11 protein-coding genes are annotated in these 16123 nt (G+C 70.7%); 8 read left to right on the top strand and 3 right to left on the bottom strand.

Annotated elements, in window-relative coordinates; all coding sequences use genetic code 11:
• Positions 1-228 precede the first annotated feature (228 nt).
• The gene (locus K7472_RS10510) at positions 229-1068 is read left to right on the top strand and encodes an SAM-dependent methyltransferase (protein ID WP_308013843.1); all 840 of its coding nucleotides are present in this window, start codon (positions 229-231) and stop codon (positions 1066-1068) included.
• A 55-nt stretch (positions 1069-1123) separates the two neighbouring features.
• Here K7472_RS10510 and K7472_RS10505 read toward each other — a convergent pair whose 3' ends face one another.
• A complete protein-coding gene (locus tag K7472_RS10505; RefSeq protein WP_222976493.1) occupies positions 1124-2464 on the bottom strand; it encodes a ricin-type beta-trefoil lectin domain protein in 1341 nt (446 codons plus the stop codon).
• Between the two features lie 591 nt (positions 2465-3055).
• Here K7472_RS10505 and K7472_RS10500 point away from each other — a divergent pair.
• Positions 3056-5329 (top strand): RICIN domain-containing protein, encoded by a 2274-nt coding sequence (locus K7472_RS10500; protein ID WP_222976491.1) that lies wholly within the window; start codon positions 3056-3058, stop codon positions 5327-5329.
• 116 nt (positions 5330-5445) lie between these two features.
• Here the strand turns inward: K7472_RS10500 and K7472_RS10495 are convergent, their stop codons facing one another.
• Complete coding sequence (locus K7472_RS10495) at positions 5446-6498, bottom strand: hypothetical protein (protein ID WP_222976489.1); 1053 nt, start codon at positions 6496-6498, stop codon at positions 5446-5448.
• 335 nt (positions 6499-6833) lie between these two features.
• On the opposite strand from K7472_RS10495, the gene K7472_RS10490 reads away from it, so the two are divergent.
• A complete protein-coding gene (locus K7472_RS10490) occupies positions 6834-7406 on the top strand; it encodes a HutD/Ves family protein (protein ID WP_222976487.1) in 573 nt (190 codons plus the stop codon).
• 112 nt (positions 7407-7518) lie between these two features.
• Here K7472_RS10490 and K7472_RS10485 read toward each other — a convergent pair whose 3' ends face one another.
• Positions 7519-8652 (bottom strand): ROK family transcriptional regulator, encoded by a 1134-nt coding sequence (locus K7472_RS10485; protein ID WP_222976485.1) that lies wholly within the window; start codon positions 8650-8652, stop codon positions 7519-7521.
• 383 nt (positions 8653-9035) lie between these two features.
• Here K7472_RS10485 and K7472_RS10480 point away from each other — a divergent pair, with 383 nt between their 5' ends.
• The 5 genes from K7472_RS10480 (at position 9036) to K7472_RS10460 (ending at position 16094) form a co-directional block, all read left to right on the top strand.
• Positions 9036-10241: an ABC transporter substrate-binding protein gene (locus K7472_RS10480; protein ID WP_222976483.1), complete on the top strand. Its 1206-nt coding sequence runs from the start codon at positions 9036-9038 to the stop codon at positions 10239-10241.
• The gene (locus tag K7472_RS10475; RefSeq protein ID WP_222976481.1) at positions 10238-11236 is read left to right on the top strand and encodes a carbohydrate ABC transporter permease; all 999 of its coding nucleotides are present in this window, start codon (positions 10238-10240) and stop codon (positions 11234-11236) included. Before K7472_RS10480 ends, K7472_RS10475 begins: the two co-directional genes overlap by 4 nt.
• A complete protein-coding gene (locus K7472_RS10470; protein WP_222976479.1) occupies positions 11233-12090 on the top strand; it encodes a carbohydrate ABC transporter permease in 858 nt (285 codons plus the stop codon). Before K7472_RS10475 ends, K7472_RS10470 begins: the two co-directional genes overlap by 4 nt.
• A gap of 114 nt (positions 12091-12204) precedes the next feature.
• Complete coding sequence (locus K7472_RS10465; protein WP_222976477.1) at positions 12205-13473, top strand: Gfo/Idh/MocA family protein; 1269 nt, start codon at positions 12205-12207, stop codon at positions 13471-13473.
• A gap of 164 nt (positions 13474-13637) precedes the next feature.
• Entirely contained in the window at positions 13638-16094 is a 2457-nt protein-coding gene (locus K7472_RS10460; RefSeq protein ID WP_222976475.1) for a discoidin domain-containing protein, read from the top strand.
• Positions 16095-16123 lie beyond the last annotated feature (29 nt).

Below are 16123 nucleotides of genomic sequence, written 5' to 3'. Positions count from 1 at the left end.
GGGATTTCGCCAGGGTTTCTCGCACGCGCCGGTGGAGCGTGGCTGGAGCCGTCGGCCGGATTCCCCGGGCCGGACACACGACCGGGGCCCCGCGCGTCGTGGCCGCGCTCGACGGCCGCCGGACCGCACGTCAGTGGCTCGAACCCGTCGGTCGTCGGCCCCCGCGCCCCGGTCGGTCACCGTAGGGTGAGGGTGAGTCGACCTTGAGTGGTGAGGGGATGGGCCCGCGTGGACACACCGGAGTGGATGAGGGCGCGGCCGCGGGCCGCGATCGACTTGCACACCGACCGGCCGCACGCCGCCCGCGTCTACGACGTGCTGCTGGGCGTCAAGACCAACTACCCGGCCGATCGCGCTCAGGCCGCGGCCGTCGCCGAGCGGATGCCCTCGGTGCGGATCGCGGCCCGCGTCAACCGGGCGTTCGTGATGCGTTGCGCGCGGGAGCTGGCGCGGGCCGGGACGCGGCAGTTCCTGGACATCGGCACCGGCATACCCATGGAGCCCAACCTGCACGACACCGTGCAGCGGGTCGACCCCACCTGCCGGGTGGTCTACGTCGACAACGACCCGATCGTGCTGGCCCACTCCCGCGCCCTGCACACCTCCGACCCCCGTGGCCGCACCGCGTACATCGACGCGGACGCCTCCCGTCCCGAGACCGTCCTCGGATCCCGCGAGGTCGCCGCGACGTTGCGGCTCGACGAGCCAGTCGCGCTGTTCATGTGCCTGTTCCTGCACTGGCTTCCGGCCACCACCGACCCCTACGAGGTCGTCGGGCGGCTCGTCGACGCGCTCGCGCCGGGCAGCCATCTCGTCGTCACGCACCTCGCGAGCGACATCACCCCGGCCACCGTCACCTCCGTCGAGGACACCTTCCAGGGCTCCGGCTCCGAGGTCCACGGCCGCGACCGCGACCAGGTCGCCCGCTTCTTCACCGGCCTGCGCCTCCTCGCACCCGGCCTGGTCACCCCGCACGGCTGGCGGCCCGACGACGATCCGGCCGGCATCGGCCGCGGTCCGGCCGACGACGACGTGCCCGTGTGGGCGGGCGTCGCCGTCAAGCCGTGATCCCCGGCCGACGCGTCGCGCCCGCCGGGGACCGTTCACCACGACTCGGTCCGGATCAACCGGGCAGCGTCCACTGCTGGTTGGCGCTGTCGTAGCACGTCCAGATCTGCAACCGGGTGCCGTTGGCGGAACTCGGCCCCGTCGCGTCCAGGCACTTGCCGGAGTTCGGGTTGACCAGCTCGCCGTCGGACTGGTGCTGCCACACCTGCGCCGCCGTGCCGTTGCAGTCGTACAGCTGCACCTGCGTGCCGTCCGACGTCCCCGCCGACGTCACGTCCATGCACTTGCCCAGCGCCCGCAGCGTCCCGTCGGACGCCACCGTCCACTGCTGCGCGTTCGTCCCGTTGCAGTCGTACAGCTGCACCGCCGTGCCATTGGCACTACTGGCGCCCGCGACGTCCACGCACTTGCCGCCGTAGCCGGTGATCCGGCCCGTGCCGGACGGAGGCGGCGTGCTGCCGCCGCCGGTGATCTGGTTGAAGATGCGGGAGTAGGCGTAACCGGTGGCCTTGTCGTAGGCGTCGACCTCCCAGAACGACAGTTCCTGGACGCCGTGGGAGGCGGCGAAGCTCTCCAGGGTCTGGGCGTTCGCCTGCGAGAAGTACTCGTTGTCGTCGTTCTGGCCGGCGATCGGTGTGAGCCCGATGCGGTTGTAGGCCGCCGAGGTGGAGATGCCGTAGAGCCCGGCCAGTTGACCGGCGGCGCTGGTCGCGGCGGACTCCGCGTCGTTCAGCGCGTTCTCCCCGTCGCCGAAGTCCATGGTCATGAGGTTGACCGCGCTGACGTCGACGCCCTTGCTCTTGGCGTCGCTGAGAACGCCGTACTCCTGCGAGGGGAGGCCGTCCGGGGCGACGGCGAGGGTGTAGGACACCTGGACCGAGGGGTCCTGCGCCTGGAGGGCCGCGAGTGCCTGGTCGCGGCGCTGGTTGGACGCGGTGTCGCCGAGGGTGCCGCCCTCGATGTCGAAGTCGAGGCGGGTGATGCCGTAGGTCTTGACGACGTTGAGGTAGGCGGCCGTCAGGGACGAGACGGAGGTGCAGGTCTGCGCCAGCTCGCCGCCCTCGGCGCCGCCGAAGGAGACGATGGCCGTGCCGCCGGCCGCGGTGAGCGCGTTGATCTGGGAGGTGTACGCGCCGACCGGGTCGCCGCTGTCCTCCCACTGCGCGGTGCAGCCGGACTTGGGGATGAGGAAGGCGAGTGTGTAGTACTTCAGCCCGGTGGCGTTCAGGTCGGACGCCATGTCGTTGGCGGTGCCGCTGTCGATCTCCAGATAGGGGGCGGCGAAGTGGGCGGGGAGTGGCGTCGCCGCGTGGGCCTCGCCCGCGGTGCCCAGAAAGGCGCCCGCGGTGGCGATGCTCATGGTGGCGACGGAGGCGATGGCATGTCTCAGACGCATGCGTGGCTCCGTCCAGGCCGGTGGTGGGGGTGTGTTCGGCCGAGCAGAACCGGAGTGAAGCCCTCGGCGTGACGTCCCGTCAAGACTTCTGACAGGAAACCTTACTGGCGAATACGATCGCGCGGCGCCGTCCGATGCCCCCGGTTCACGGCAACTCACCGGTTGACCTGGGAAGTTCACAACCTGCACACACGGCTCCTCTTTGCGGCGTCTTGACCGCAGCGAACTCTTCAGGAGTTGAATCGGCGGTGATCACGCCCCTGTTGCCGTCCCGGCGCATCGCGCCCGATCGCCCTGACACCACCCCGGTCGACGCCCCACTGCCACCCCACCGCCGTGACCTGCCGAGGCTCCACATGATGCCAACCGGACTCCACCCCGGACCACTTCACACGCCACCCCGAAGCAGGCCCCACGCGAGCCGTCACCATGCTTGACAGGTTCAGACCATGCTGCTTCTGTTTGTGAAACTCATGTTGTACGGGGCACCGCCCCCGCCCCGCCGCGCACAGCCCTGCGCCGTCCCCGGTGCGACGGACTCACCCCGTCCCCACCCGTGCCATGCCATCCCACCCGTTGCGAAGGGGCAGCATGAACCGTTTCCCACGACGTACCCGAACCCGCTCCGGCCCCCGTGCCCGGTCCGCACGCCGGGTGGCCGGAGCCGCGACGGCCGCGGTGCTGACCGCCGCCGCGCTCTCGGTGGCGGGCGCCTCCAGCGCGCACGCCGACATCTCCTCCTCCGCCTGGTACGACCTGGTGGCGAACAACAGCGGCAAGTGTGTCGACGCTGCGGCGGCCGGCACCGCGAACGGCACCGTCGTGCAGCAGTACGCGTGCAACGGAACCACCGCCCAGCAGTGGCAGCTCGAACCCGCTGCGGACTCCGGCACTTACACGATCGTCAACGCGAACGGCTCCCAGCCGGCCATCGACGTGGACGGCCCCTCCACCGCGAGCGGCGCGCTGATCCACCTGTGGTCCGACGGCGGCTGGAGCAGCCAGGAGTGGCAGCCGGTGCAGGAGAGCAGCGGCCGGTACCACTTCGTCAACCACTACAGCGGCCTGTGCCTCGACGTGCCCGGCGCCTCGACCGCGGACTCGGTGCAGTTGCAGCAGTACACCTGCAACGGGACCGGCGCGCAGTCCTTCGCGCTCGACGCGGCGGGCGGCACCGGCGGCACTCCCCTGCCGACCAACCCGGACAACCCCGACCTCGGGCCGAACGTCAAGGTCTTCACCCCGTCGATGTCGCCCTCCTCCATCCAGTCGACCGTCGACTCGGTCTACGCCTCACAGGAGTCCGACCAGTTCGGCACCGACCGCTACGCCCTGCTGTTCACCCCGGGCAGCTACAACGTGGACGTGCCGGTGGGCTTCTACACCGAGGTGGCCGGACTCGGCGCGTCGCCCGACGACGTGTCGCTGACCGGCGGCGGTGTGCACGTGGACGCGGGCTGGTCGGGCGGCAACGCCACCCAGAACTTCTGGCGCGACGTGGAGAACCTCTCCGACACCCCCAGCTCCGGGACGCTGGAGTACGCCGTCTCGCAGGCGGACCCGTTCCGGCGGGTCGACGTGCACGGCAACATGATCCTGGACGACGACACCTCGGGTAACTCCAGCAGCAACTGGTCCTCCGGAGGCTTCATCGGCGACTCACGGATCTCCGGGCAGATCGACTCCGGTACCCAGCAGCAGTTCCTGACCCAGGACACCTCCATGGGCAGCTGGACCGGGTCGAACTGGAACATGGTCTTCGTCGGCGACAAGGGCGCGCCCGCCCAGTCGTTCCCGACGTACACCACGGTCGGCCAGTCGCCGACGGTGCGCGAGAAGCCGTACCTGTACGTGGACTCGACCGGGCTGTACAACGTGATGGTGCCGGGGCTGCGCACCGACGCGAGCGGGCCGGACTGGACCGGGGGCTCCACGGCCGGGACGTCGATCCCGATCACCCAGTTCTACGTGGTCAAGTCCGGCGACACGGCGGCCACCGTCAACGCGGCACTGGCCGCCGGAAAGAACCTGCTCTTCACGCCCGGCGTCTACCACCTCGATCAAAGCCTCGACATCACCCGCCCCGACACCGTGGTGCTCGGCCTCGGCATGGCCACCCTGGTCCCCGACAACGGCGTCACCGCGATCACCACGGCCGACGTGAACGGCATCGACATCGCCGGGCTGATCGTCAGCGCGGGCACCGCCAACAGCGCCGCGCTGGTGCGGATCGGTCCGTCCGGTTCCTCGGCGACCCACGCGAGCGATCCCACCACCTTGCAGGACGTGTTCTTCCGCGTCGGCGGGGACGTGGCGGGCAAGGCCACCCAGTCCCTGGTCGTCAACAGCGCCGACACCATCGGCAGCGACCTGTGGATCTGGCGCGCCGACCACGGCAACGACGGCACCGTCGGCTGGAACACCAACACCGCCGCCAACGGCTTGGTGGTCAACGGGTCCGACGTGACGATGTACGGGCTCGCGGTCGAGCACTACCAGAAGTACCAGACGCTGTGGAACGGCAACGGCGGACGCACGTACTTCTACCAGTCCGAGATGCCCTACGACGTTCCGGACAACGGCAGTTGGACGCCCGGCGGCGGCGAGAGCGGCTACCCCTCGTACAAGGTCGCCGATTCGGTGACCTCGCACCAGGCGTGGGGGCTCGGCGTGTACTGCTACTTCAGCACCAACTCGTCGGTCGCCGCGGACCGTGCCATCGAGGTGCCGGGCAGCGGCTCGTCGTTCCACGACATGGTCACCGTGTCACTCGGCGGCACCGGCACCATCCGGCATGTGATCAACAACTCCGGCGGCCAGGTCTCGAACGGCTCCACGGTGGCCTATCTGACGTCGGGCCCGTGAACCGGGTCCGGCCACCGGGGTGTTCCGCCTGACCGGCGCCCCGGTGCGTGAGTGCTCGGCCGGACGCCGGTCCTCCCGGCGTCCGGCCGAGCGCTGCGCCGGTCGGCCGGGGACCGCTACGAGGCGGCGTCCACGGACCGCGACAGGCCGCCGACCCGCCGGACCAGCACGGGCAGCGCCAGCAGCACCGCCACCGCGCCCGCGGCCATGGCGATCACGGCGGCGACGCCGGCGCCGTGCCGGAAGGCCGCTCCGAGCGGCGACAGGTGCAGCGCGCGGGCCACCGCGTGCACCGAGACGACGGCCGCGGCCGATCCGGCCACCGCGCACCACACGGCGGTCGTGTCGCGCACCATCAGGCACACCACGAGCACCGCGCACACCAGGGCGATGGCACCGCCCACGCCTTCCGCCACGGTGAACGCACCGGTGTGCGTCAGCACCGCGCGCAGGTGGACGAGGCCGCACAGCGCGATCGCGAACGCGGCGGGCCACCGCAGGACGGACCGCCGGGCCCCCGACTCGCCGTCGGCCCGGGCGCGTTGACGCGAGGACCGCCGCGGGGCGGTGTGGGCGGCACGGGACGAGCCGTCGCCGTCGGCCTGCGGCTGCGGTGCGCGCAGGTGCGCCAGGCGTCGTACGAGTTCCGCGACCTCGTGGACCGGGCGGCGGGTGGCGGCGGCCTCGATCGCGGTGTGCATGGTCTCGGCGTCGTGCGGCGGCCGGCTCAGGCACTCCACGAACTCGATCACCTCGGGCACCGGCCGGGCGGACGCCGCCGTGCGGACCGCGTCGTCCGAGCTGCGGGGGTCGGCGGGCGGACGGCTGGCGAGGGCGGCGAGCTCGGCCGCCTCGGGCACCGGGCGGTTCACGACGGCCGTGCGCAGCGCTTCCTCGCCCCACGCGGCGTCGGTGTGCGACTTGCGCAGCTCCGTGACGAGGTCGAGGACCTCCTCCAGCGGACGTTCGACCACCGCCGCGTTCAGCAGCGCGTCGCACGCGCTGCCCTCGCCGGGTCCTGACTCGTCCGTGTCGCCCCGTGCCGGGGGCCCTTGTGCGTCCGGTGCCGGTGCTCCGCCGGACGTGCGCGTCGCCGGGTCGGGAGGACGGGAGCCGTCGGATATGGACTCGGTCGAGGGCTCTTCGGGGACTGCCGATATGGCGGACATGCATGCTCCATGGGTGTCGGGCACGCACCCATTGCCGCGTACCCAGTGGGTGACTTTCGGTGCACGCTATGAGGCGGCGACGGCGCGGGCGACCTCGCGGGACGCCGATTCGCGGTGCGTCGGGTGGCATCGGACACCGCGGGACCCGTGGCACACCGGGCCCGGACGGCCTGCCGCGGGACGGCACGTCGCCCTGCTCCAGCAGGGTGAACGTCGCGCGGCCTGCGGTTCGCCGCCCGCGCGGGCGGCCCTGATACGTTCGGGTCGCCCGCGGCCGGGCCGGGCGGGTACCGGGGCGGCGGGGCCGGGGACGGAAGGCGACACAAGGAGTGGGCATGGCCGGGACGACGGTGCTGAGCTGGGACGATCTGGAGGCCACGCCCTGGAGGAACGGCGGCGGCAGCACCCGCGGCATCGCGTCCTTCCCCACGGGGTCGACGCTGGCGGACTTCGACTGGCGGGTGAGCCTCGCCGAGGTCGAGGCGGACGGCCCGTTCTCCGCGTTCCCCGGGATCGACCGCGTGATCATGCTCGTCGACGGCGGTGGGATGGACCTCGACGTGGACGGCGCGACGCACCGGCTCGGCCGGTTCGACACGCTCGCGTTCGACGGCGACGCCACGACGACGTGCCGTCTGCCGGCCGGGCCCACCCGCGACCTCAACCTGATGACCCGGCGGGGCCGCACGCGGGGATCCCTGCGCGCCGTCGACGTCACCGGGCGGTACGAGACCGGCGTGGACGAGGAGGGTGACGTGACCGTGCTCGTCGCCCTCACCACGGGCCTGGCCGTCACACCCGATAGCGGTCTCGGCCTTCTGGACTCCGTGGTGCGCGACCGGCCCGGCCCCTTGTCCGTCACCGGCACCGGCACGCTGGCCGAGATCCGGATCAGCCCGCAGCAGTGAGCGGTCGGTGACCGATGGGCCATCACGTCCATGGGCTCCCCGGCCCTGGCACGAGTCCTTCGGCCGGTCGCGTGGCTGAAATGCCGTCACCGCCTCCCCCAACCGGGCCGAATCATTCGGTACTCAAGTGTTCCGTGCGGTCGTGGAAGCCGAAGAGGTCCTGCTCCGCGCCGTCCAGGGCGAGCCGGACCGCGCCGAGTGCGACGCATTCCTCGCCCAGCGTGGACAGGGTTATCTGCGGGGGGTCGAGGCAGAGGTCCTGGAGGTGGGCACGGAGCGGGGCCGCGAGCACCTCGCCGGCGCGAGAGTAGCCGCCCCCGATGATGAGCAAGTCCGGGTTGACGGTCAGCACCATCGCGGCGGCGCCCTGGGCCAGGCTCCGGGCGAATTGACCGACGAGGGCGAGGGATCGCGAGTCGCCCTCGGCGGCCCGGGTGAAGACGTTCCCCACGTCGGTGGCGCTGCGCAGCTCAGCGGTACCCTCGTCCTCCCAGCGAAGGACGGCCAGGGCGCCGATCTCACCGGCCGCGCCGCCGCGTCCCCGATGCAGGCGGCCACCGATGATGAGCCCGGCACCGGTGCGGTGGCCGGTCAGGATGTAGAGGCAGTCGTCGGCGAATCGGGCGCTGCCCTGCCAGCGTTCGGCGAGCGCGGCGAGGTTGGCGTCGTTCTCGACGTGGGCGGGGCAACCGACCCAGCGTGACGCCTGGTTGGCCAGGTCGAGTCCGTTCCAGTCGGGGATGGGGGTGGACAGGGTGATCCGCCCGCCGGGCCCGACGATCCCGGGTACACCGAGGCACAGCGAACGCAGCGCCGCGCGGGGGCCTGGGTGCTCGGCCAGCAGGTCCAGCACTTCTCGGCGAATGTGCGCGAGCCGGTCGGCGCCGTTGATCTCCTCGGCGAGGTCGCTGCGGCGGACGGCGACCTCGTTGCCGTCCAGGTCCGAGAGGACCGCGAGCAGTTTGTGGACTCCCACGTCCACGCCGAGGATGTAGCCCGCCTCGTTGCGGAAGCGGTAGCGGCGAGCCGGGCGGCCCATGCCGCGTTCGGGTTCGGTCTCCTCCACCCATCCCCGCTCGCCCAGGTCGGCCAGCACGGCTTCGACTGTCTGCCGTGACAGTGAGGCCGCGCCGCTGAGTTGGGTGACGGTGACGGGTGGCCCACCGCGAAGGGCGCGCAACACCACCTGGGTGTTGAGGCGGCGCAGTAGGGCCGGGTCCCCGCCGTTGGGACGCGAGAGGTTCACGTGGCCTCGCTGTCGGATCCAGTGGTGGCTGATACAGCTCACATTGTACGCGATGCTCTTACGTAAAACCTCGGCAGAAGCCTATTGACCGCTACTCGCGCAAGTATTTATGCTGAGCGCCACTTAAGAGACAGCGCGTAATAAGTCGTCGGCTTGGCCATCTGTCGCCCCGACCACATCCCCCCAGCTTGTCCGCCTCGGCGAGGAGCCCCCACATGCGCACGCCCGACAGACTTTCCTGTAGCACCCCTCGGCCGAGACGGTCGGCCGGCAGGTCCACCATGACGGCCGCCGCGCTGGTCGCGGCAGTGACCGGGCTCAGTGCCTGCGGCGGGATCACTCCGGGAGCGGGTGGCCAGACCGCTGCGACACCGACGGGGTCGGTGTCGACGGCGATCCCCACCGGCAAGGTCACCCTGACAGTGGCCGGCTCGGAGAACTCGGGTACGACCAAGGCCCTGGCCGCGGCGTTCGAGAAGCTGCACCCCAACGTCACGGTGGACTACAAGTACACCGACGTCAACGACTACAACACCAGCCTCAACCTGACGCTGTCCTCGGACGACGCACCCGACCTGGCGCTGCTGAACATGATCGGGACCACGGTCAAGGCCAACCTGGTCCGCGACCTGGACCCGTACGCGGCGGCCTACCGCTGGAACGCCTCCGTGCCCAGTACCGAACTGGACCAGTGGCGAGCCGACACAGACGGGAAGCGACTGGGCAGCGGGCACCTGTGGGCGGCCCCGGCCGGGTTCTCGGTGGTGGGCGTCTACTACGACAAGAAGCTGGCGGCCGAGCTGGGCATCGCCAAGCCCACCACGTTCGCCGAGTTCCAGGCCGATCTGGTCAAGGCCAAAGCAGCGGGCCGGCTCCCCATCCAGCTGGGCAACCTGGCGGGCCACTCCTCCTTCGTCTTCCAGTCCATCGTGGACACGGCCGACGGCGCGGCGAAGAGCACCGCCTGGGCCTACGGCGTGCCCGGCTCGTCGATCAACACGCGCGGCGGCACCGAGGGGGCACAGGACCTGGCCACGTGGGCGAAGAAGGGCTACACACCCGCCGGCGCGAACGGCACCGACCTGCCGGGCTCGGTCGCGAACTTCACCAAGGGCCAAGGGCTGTTCCTTTTCGACGGCAGCTGGGACGCCGCCGCGATCAACAAGGCCATGCCAGGCAACGTGGGGTTCTTCCCGCTGCCGGGCGCCACCGTCAACTCACCGGCCACCGGTATCGGCACCTCAGTGGCCTACGCGATCCCGGCCAAAGCCAAGCATCCGGATCTGGCCGCGGCGTTCCTCAACTTCATGGGCAGCACCCAGGCCGCGCAGATCGAGTTCGGCACCGGCTTCATGCCGGTCACCCACGCTGACACGGTCAAGACCCCCCGGGGCAGCGTGCTCGGCGACGTGGCCACCGCCTGGGCCAAGATCGGCCAGGACAACGGGCTGGTTCCGTTCTTCAACAACAGCACCGCCACCATGAACACCACTCTGACCTCCGCCGGTCAGGAACTGGTCGGCGGGAAGGTCACGCCCGCCCAGTACCTGGCCCAGCTTCAGGCCGACTGGCAGAAGGGCCACCAGTGAGTGTCAGGGCGGCCCTTCCCGACGGCGTCCGGACGCGGTCTGCGGCAGCGGACGATGCCGCCGCGCCGACCGCCCACGACCGGGCGTCCACCCTTCCGCGCGGGGCGCGGGGTCGGGGCAGGCCGGGCAGGCGCGGCCGCCGCCGCATCGCCTACCTGTACCTCGCGCCGGCATTGGGCGTCTACACGCTCTTCGTCGCCCTGCCGTGGGTCCATACCATCTGGCTCTCGTTCTACACCTGGGACGGCGTCACCCTCGGTACCTGGGACGGTTTCGGCAATTACCGGGACGTCCTCACCGATCCCACGATGCTCGCCGCTCTCGAACACGCCCTGGGCTTCATCGTCTTCTTCTCCCTGCTGCCGATCGCCATCGGGCTGCCGCTGGCAGCGGTGGTCGGCGCGGCGGGCGGCAAGCGGCGGTATCCCGTCTCCCGCGCCGTCCTGTTCCTGCCGCAGGTCGTGCCCCTGATCGCGGTCGGCGTGATGTGGCGCTGGATGTACGCGCAGAACGGCCTGGTCAACCGGATCCTGGACGCTGTGGGCCTCCGCTCGGTCACCCGGGCCTGGCTCGGGGACTTCACCTGGGCCTACGTCGCGGTCGGCCTGGTCGGCACCTGGGTGATGACCGGCCTGACCCTGGTCGTCTTCCAGGCGGGCATCCAGAAGATCGACACCAGTCTCTACGAGGCGGCGCGCATCGATGGTGCCGGGCCAGTGCGCGAGTTCTTCGCGGTGACCCTGCCCGGTCTACGGGCCGACATCGGCGTGGCGCTCACGGTCACCGTCATCGCCGCCCTGGCCAGCTTCGACGTCGTCTACGTGACCACCGGCGGAGGCCCGGGCACCTCGACCATCGTCCCAGGCGTGCTGATCTACCAACTCGCCTTCACCGACGGCAAGGTCGGTGCGGCGTGTGCCCTCGCCGTTGTCCTGAGCGCGCTGATCGCGCTGATCGTGCTGGCCATCGGCCGCCTGGTACGGGAGAAGCCATGAGCGCGACCGCGACCGAACCGCACCGCCCCCGGATCCCTCAGCGGATCTCCGTCCTGGCCGGTCCCGCCGTCATGGCCGGCTTCGCGCTGGCGGTGGTGATCCCGTTCATCAGCCTGCTGCTGGCCGCGCTCAACCCCTCGGGCGCCCTGGTGTCCGGCTTCGCCTGGCCCCAGCACCCCACGCTGGCGAATTTCGGGGCAGCCTGGTCCGCCGCCGGTTTCGGCGGACTGCTGCGCAACAGCGTGGTGGTCATCCTGGGCCTGGTGCCGCTGTCGCTGCTGTGCGCGATCCTGGCCGGCTACGCCTTCGCGACCATGGAGTTCCGGGGCCGCACCGCCCTCTTCGGATTCCTGCTGCTCGGGCTCACCCTGCCCTACGAGGCCGCGGTCGTGCCGCTGTACTACGACCTGCGCTCGATCGGCCTCACCGATACCCCGCTGGCCCTGATCCTGGCACTGACCGGGTTGTTCATGCCGTTCGGGGCCTTCTGGATGCGGCAGCAGTTCCTTGCGCTGCCGCCGGAACTCGTCGAGGCCGCTGCCATGGACGGCGCCAACAGCTGGACCGTCTTGTGGCGGGTCCTGGTGCCCTGCACCCGCCCGGCCCTGACCACGCTCGGACTGCTGTACTTCCTGTGGGGCTGGAACCAGTTCCTGCTGGCGCTGGTGCTCATCCAGGACCCGGCGAAACGCACCGCCCCGGCCGGCCTGGGCTTCTTCGTCGGCGCGTACAGCCTGAACGTTCCGCTGCTGGCCGCCGCCACCTTGATCGTGATCACCCCGGTGGTCGCCGTCTACCTCGTTTTTCAGCGCCACTTCATCAGCGGCATGCTCGCCGGCGCGGTCAAAGGCTGACCCCGGCCACCGCGCCGCCACACCTCCAGCGACAACCCGGTCGCCGTTCCGGCCACCGGGCCCTGCCCGCACGCACGGAACAGCCCGGACACACTTCCAGAGGAGACCTCTCCCATGACCCACGCCTCCGGTTCCGCGACTTCCCGCGTACGCCTGCTGCTCGTCGGGGCCGGTGCCCGTGGCGGGACCTACGCCCGCTACGCGGCCTCCACCGGGCGGGCCGAAGTGGTCGCCTTCGCCGAACCGGACCCGCAGCGGGCCGCCGACACCGCCCGGGACCACCCCGGCGCCACCGGCTGCGCCGACTGGCGCGCCCTGGCCGCCCAAGGCATCGACGCCGACGCGGTCATCATCGCCACCCAGGACTCCCAGCACGTCGAACCAGCGGTGGCGTTCGCCGGACTCGGCCACCACATCCTGCTGGAGAAGCCCATGGCGACCACCGAGGCCGACGCCGAACGCATCGTCGAGGCCGTGGGCAGAGCCGGGGTGATGCTCGCGGTCTGCCACGTCCTGCGCTACACCCCCTACACCACCGGCGTGAAGCAGATCGTGGCCTCCGGCGTACTCGGCGAGATCATCAGCGTCGAACACCTGGAACCAGTCGGCTGGTGGCACCAGGCCCACTCCTACGTTCGCGGCAACTGGCGCAGCACGGCCGACGCCGCGCCGATGCTGCTCGCCAAGTCCAGCCACGACCTGGACTGGCTGTCGTTCATCGTCGACAAGCCGGTACGCCGGGTCTCCTCCTTCGGGGGCCTCAAGCACTTCCGCCGGGAGAACCAGCCCGAAGGCGCGACCGACACCTGTCTGACCTGCCCGGTCGAGCCGGCCTGCCCCTATTCGGCGCCACGGATCTACCTGGGTTGCCTGGGCGACCCGAACCGCGAACGCTGGCCCCTGAACGTCGTCACCCGGGAGCGCACCACGCAGGGCGTCCTGGACGCCTTGGAGGAGGGACCCTACGGGCGGTGCGTGTACGCCTGCGACAACGACGTGGTCGACCACCAGGTCGTCAACCTGGAGTACGAGGGCGGTGCCACCGCCTCCTTCACCATGACCGCGTTCACCCCGTTCGAGCACCGCAGGACCCGCGTCTTCGGCACCCACGGCTCCCTCGACGGCGACGGCGTCACCGCGACGGTCACCGACTTCCGCACCGGCAGCACGACCCCGCACACACTCGGTCTGGACGGCCCCGACGCCGGCAGCGGCCACGGCGGCGGCGACGAACGCCTCATCGACGCCTTCCTGCAAGCCGTCTCCACCGGGGATCCCCGGTGGATCCTGTCGGACCCGGTCACCAGCCTGGAAGCGCACCAGGTGGCCTGGGCCGCCGAACGGTCCCGGCACACCGCCACCGTCCAGACCCTCCGCGCCTGACACTCCGCCCCCTTGAACCCCTGGCGCGACGGCGGCCACCGCCTGCCAGGCAGAAACGCACCCCCGACCTCGCAGGAGCCCAGAAGGGAAACAGAGCCATGCCGTCCCCACACCCCACCAGATCCAGCCGACGGCGAGAGTCGTGCAGACGCGCGATCCTCCCCGTGCTCACCGCGTTCGCCACCCTGCTCGCCTTCACCGCGAGCGCCGTCACCGCCACCGAAGCACACGCAGCCACCGGCACCACCTACTACGTCGACAGCCGGACCGGTAGCGACAGCAACGACGGCACCAACCCGGGCGACGCCTGGAAGACCCTGGCCAAGGTCGACGCCGCCTCCCTCCGCCCTGGCGACACCATCGCCTTCCAGGGCGGCGAGACCTGGACCGGCGGGCTGACCATCACCTCCTCCGGTACCGCCGCAGCCCCGATCACCGTCACCTCCTACGGCACCGGACGCGCGATCATCGCCGGGCAGGACACCGTCCAGGCCGCGGTGACACTCGCCGACGTCCACGACGTCCACCTCACCGGCCTCGAAGTCACCAACGGCCTCAACCAGGCCGCGCCCACCAGCGTCAACTACCGCGGCATCTACGTCGTCGCCCAGGACACCGGGAACATGCCCGGCATCGTCGTCAGCAACAACTACGTCCACGACATCGACGGCGCCGGCGGCTCGGACATCGGCCAGGGCGGCATCGTCGTCGGCGTCCGCGGCAACACCACCCCCACCTGGTTCTCCGACCTCCAGATCACCGGCAACGAGGTCGCCCACGTCAACGCCTACGGCATCTCCACCTTCACCACCTGGTGCGCCGACTGCGACATCTACAGCACCGAGACCGGCATCCCCACCAGCGAGGTCAGCGCCACCCGCCAGCCGTACACCAACCCGCTCATCGCGAACAACTACGTCCACAGCGTGACCGGCGGCGGCATCACCCCCGAGTACGCCGACAACGCCGTGGTCGAGAACAACACCGTCGACATGGCCGCCTCGAACCGCCTGGTCACCACCGGCGGAGGAAACGTCGGCATCTGGTGGCAGGGCACCGACAACATCCTCGTGCAGTACAACACCGTGCTCCGCACGGCGGTGAACGACCTCAACCCCGACGCCACCGACGACATGGCCTTCGACGCCGACATGGGCAGCACCGGCAGCACCGTCCAGTACAACTACAGCGACTCCAACTCCGGCGGATTCTTCATGTGCCTGATCTCCGCCACTGACATCACGCTGCGCTACAACATCAGCCAGAGCGACCACTTCCGGCCGTTCAGCATCTGGAGCGGCTGCTCCGGCTTCCGCGGATACAACAACACCGTGTGGAGCACCACCACCACTGTCCCCCGCAACAACGGCAGCGGCGGCACCACCCAGCAGGGCATCGAAGCCATGGTGCGCGACGCCGCACCCTACAACAACGTCCTTTTCGACAACATCTTCTACAACCCCAGCAACGCCCCCTACCAATGCGGGAGTTCCTGCTTCAACGGACCCGACTCCAGCATGGACTACAGCCACAACCTGTACTGGGACGGCAGCGCGGCCTCAACCGTCGTCCCGGCGAACGACCCCGCCCCCGTCGTCGCCGACCCGCAGCTGTCCAGCCCGGGCGACGCCGCCATGCCCACCGGTGCGCTGACCACGGCCCAGCTCCAGCAGACCCTGGCCGGCTACGCCTCCGCTTCCGGATCCGCGGCACGCAACGCCGGGGTGTCCGCCTCCACCGCACCGCCGAGCGATCTGTTCGGCACGCCCGTCCCCGCCGGGGCCCCCGACCTCGGCGCCTGGCAGCACCCGGTCACCGCCACCGCCTCCACCACTCTGGGAACCGGCAGCGGAAGCATCGCCGACATCACCGACGGCGACCCCACCACCTCCTGGGCCTCCGCGGACAGTCCCGCCTTTCCCGGCACCGTCACCGTGAACTACGGCGAAGCCCGCACCATGGACGCCGTCACCCTGGTCACCGCCTTCGGCCAGGGCCAGGGGGCCACCAGCGTCGACGTCCAGACCTGGAACGGCTCGGGCTGGACCACACAGGTCTCGTCCCACTCCCTGACCTGGCGCCAGAACACCGCCGCCGCCGAGTGGCTCCGCATCCCGCTGCCCGCTCCGGTGACCACCACCGGCGTCCGGCTCGTGATCCACTCGGCCAACCTGACCTGGGGACACCTCGCGGTCTACGAGCTGCGGCCGACCTTCGGAGCAGCGGCCTCCAGCGGCCTGGGAGTCCTGTCCGGAACGGTCACCGGCGACCTCGTCAACGACACCGGCACCGGCTCCTGGGCCTCGCAGAACAGCCCCAAGCTACCCGGAGCCGTCCAGATCGACCCCGGAGCCGAGCAGACCGTCTCCAGCGTCACCCTCGCAGCCGCCTTCGGCCAGGGCCAAGGCCCCACCTCGGTAAGCATCGAAGCCAACCCGGGCGGCGTCTGGCAGCAGGTCCTCGCACCCACCACCGTCACCTGGAACACCAGCAGCAGCACCGTAGAGACCCGCAGCCTCACCCTCACGACCCCGGTCACCGCGACCCAGTTCCGCATCGTCGTCAACTCCGCGAACCTGACCTGGGGCCACGTCGCCCTGAACCAGATCACCCTGCAATAGCCACATCCGCGGCCGGTCGCGGTCGGAAG

The organism is Streptantibioticus parmotrematis, from assembly GCF_019890615.1.
Taxonomy (GTDB): Bacteria; Actinomycetota; Actinomycetes; order Streptomycetales; family Streptomycetaceae; genus Streptantibioticus_D; species Streptantibioticus_D parmotrematis.
Note: the sequence above shows the minus strand (reverse complement) of the source record. Positions and strands in the feature narration are given on the sequence as shown.

Bases quoted from the DNA above. Each gene is read 5' to 3' on its own strand.
- K7472_RS10505 (WP_222976493.1), bottom strand. From the start codon at position 2,464: ATGCGTCTGAGACATGCCATCGCCTCCGTCGCCACCATGAGCATCGCC.
- K7472_RS10500 (WP_222976491.1), top strand. From the start codon at position 3,056: ATGAACCGTTTCCCACGACGTACCCGAACCCGCTCCGGCCCCCGTGCC.
- K7472_RS10495 (WP_222976489.1), bottom strand. From the start codon at position 6,498: ATGTCCGCCATATCGGCAGTCCCCGAAGAGCCCTCGACCGAGTCCATA.
- K7472_RS10490 (WP_222976487.1), top strand. From the start codon at position 6,834: ATGGCCGGGACGACGGTGCTGAGCTGGGACGATCTGGAGGCCACGCCC.
- K7472_RS10470 (WP_222976479.1), top strand. From the start codon at position 11,233: ATGAGCGCGACCGCGACCGAACCGCACCGCCCCCGGATCCCTCAGCGG.
- K7472_RS10465 (WP_222976477.1), top strand. From the start codon at position 12,205: ATGACCCACGCCTCCGGTTCCGCGACTTCCCGCGTACGCCTGCTGCTC.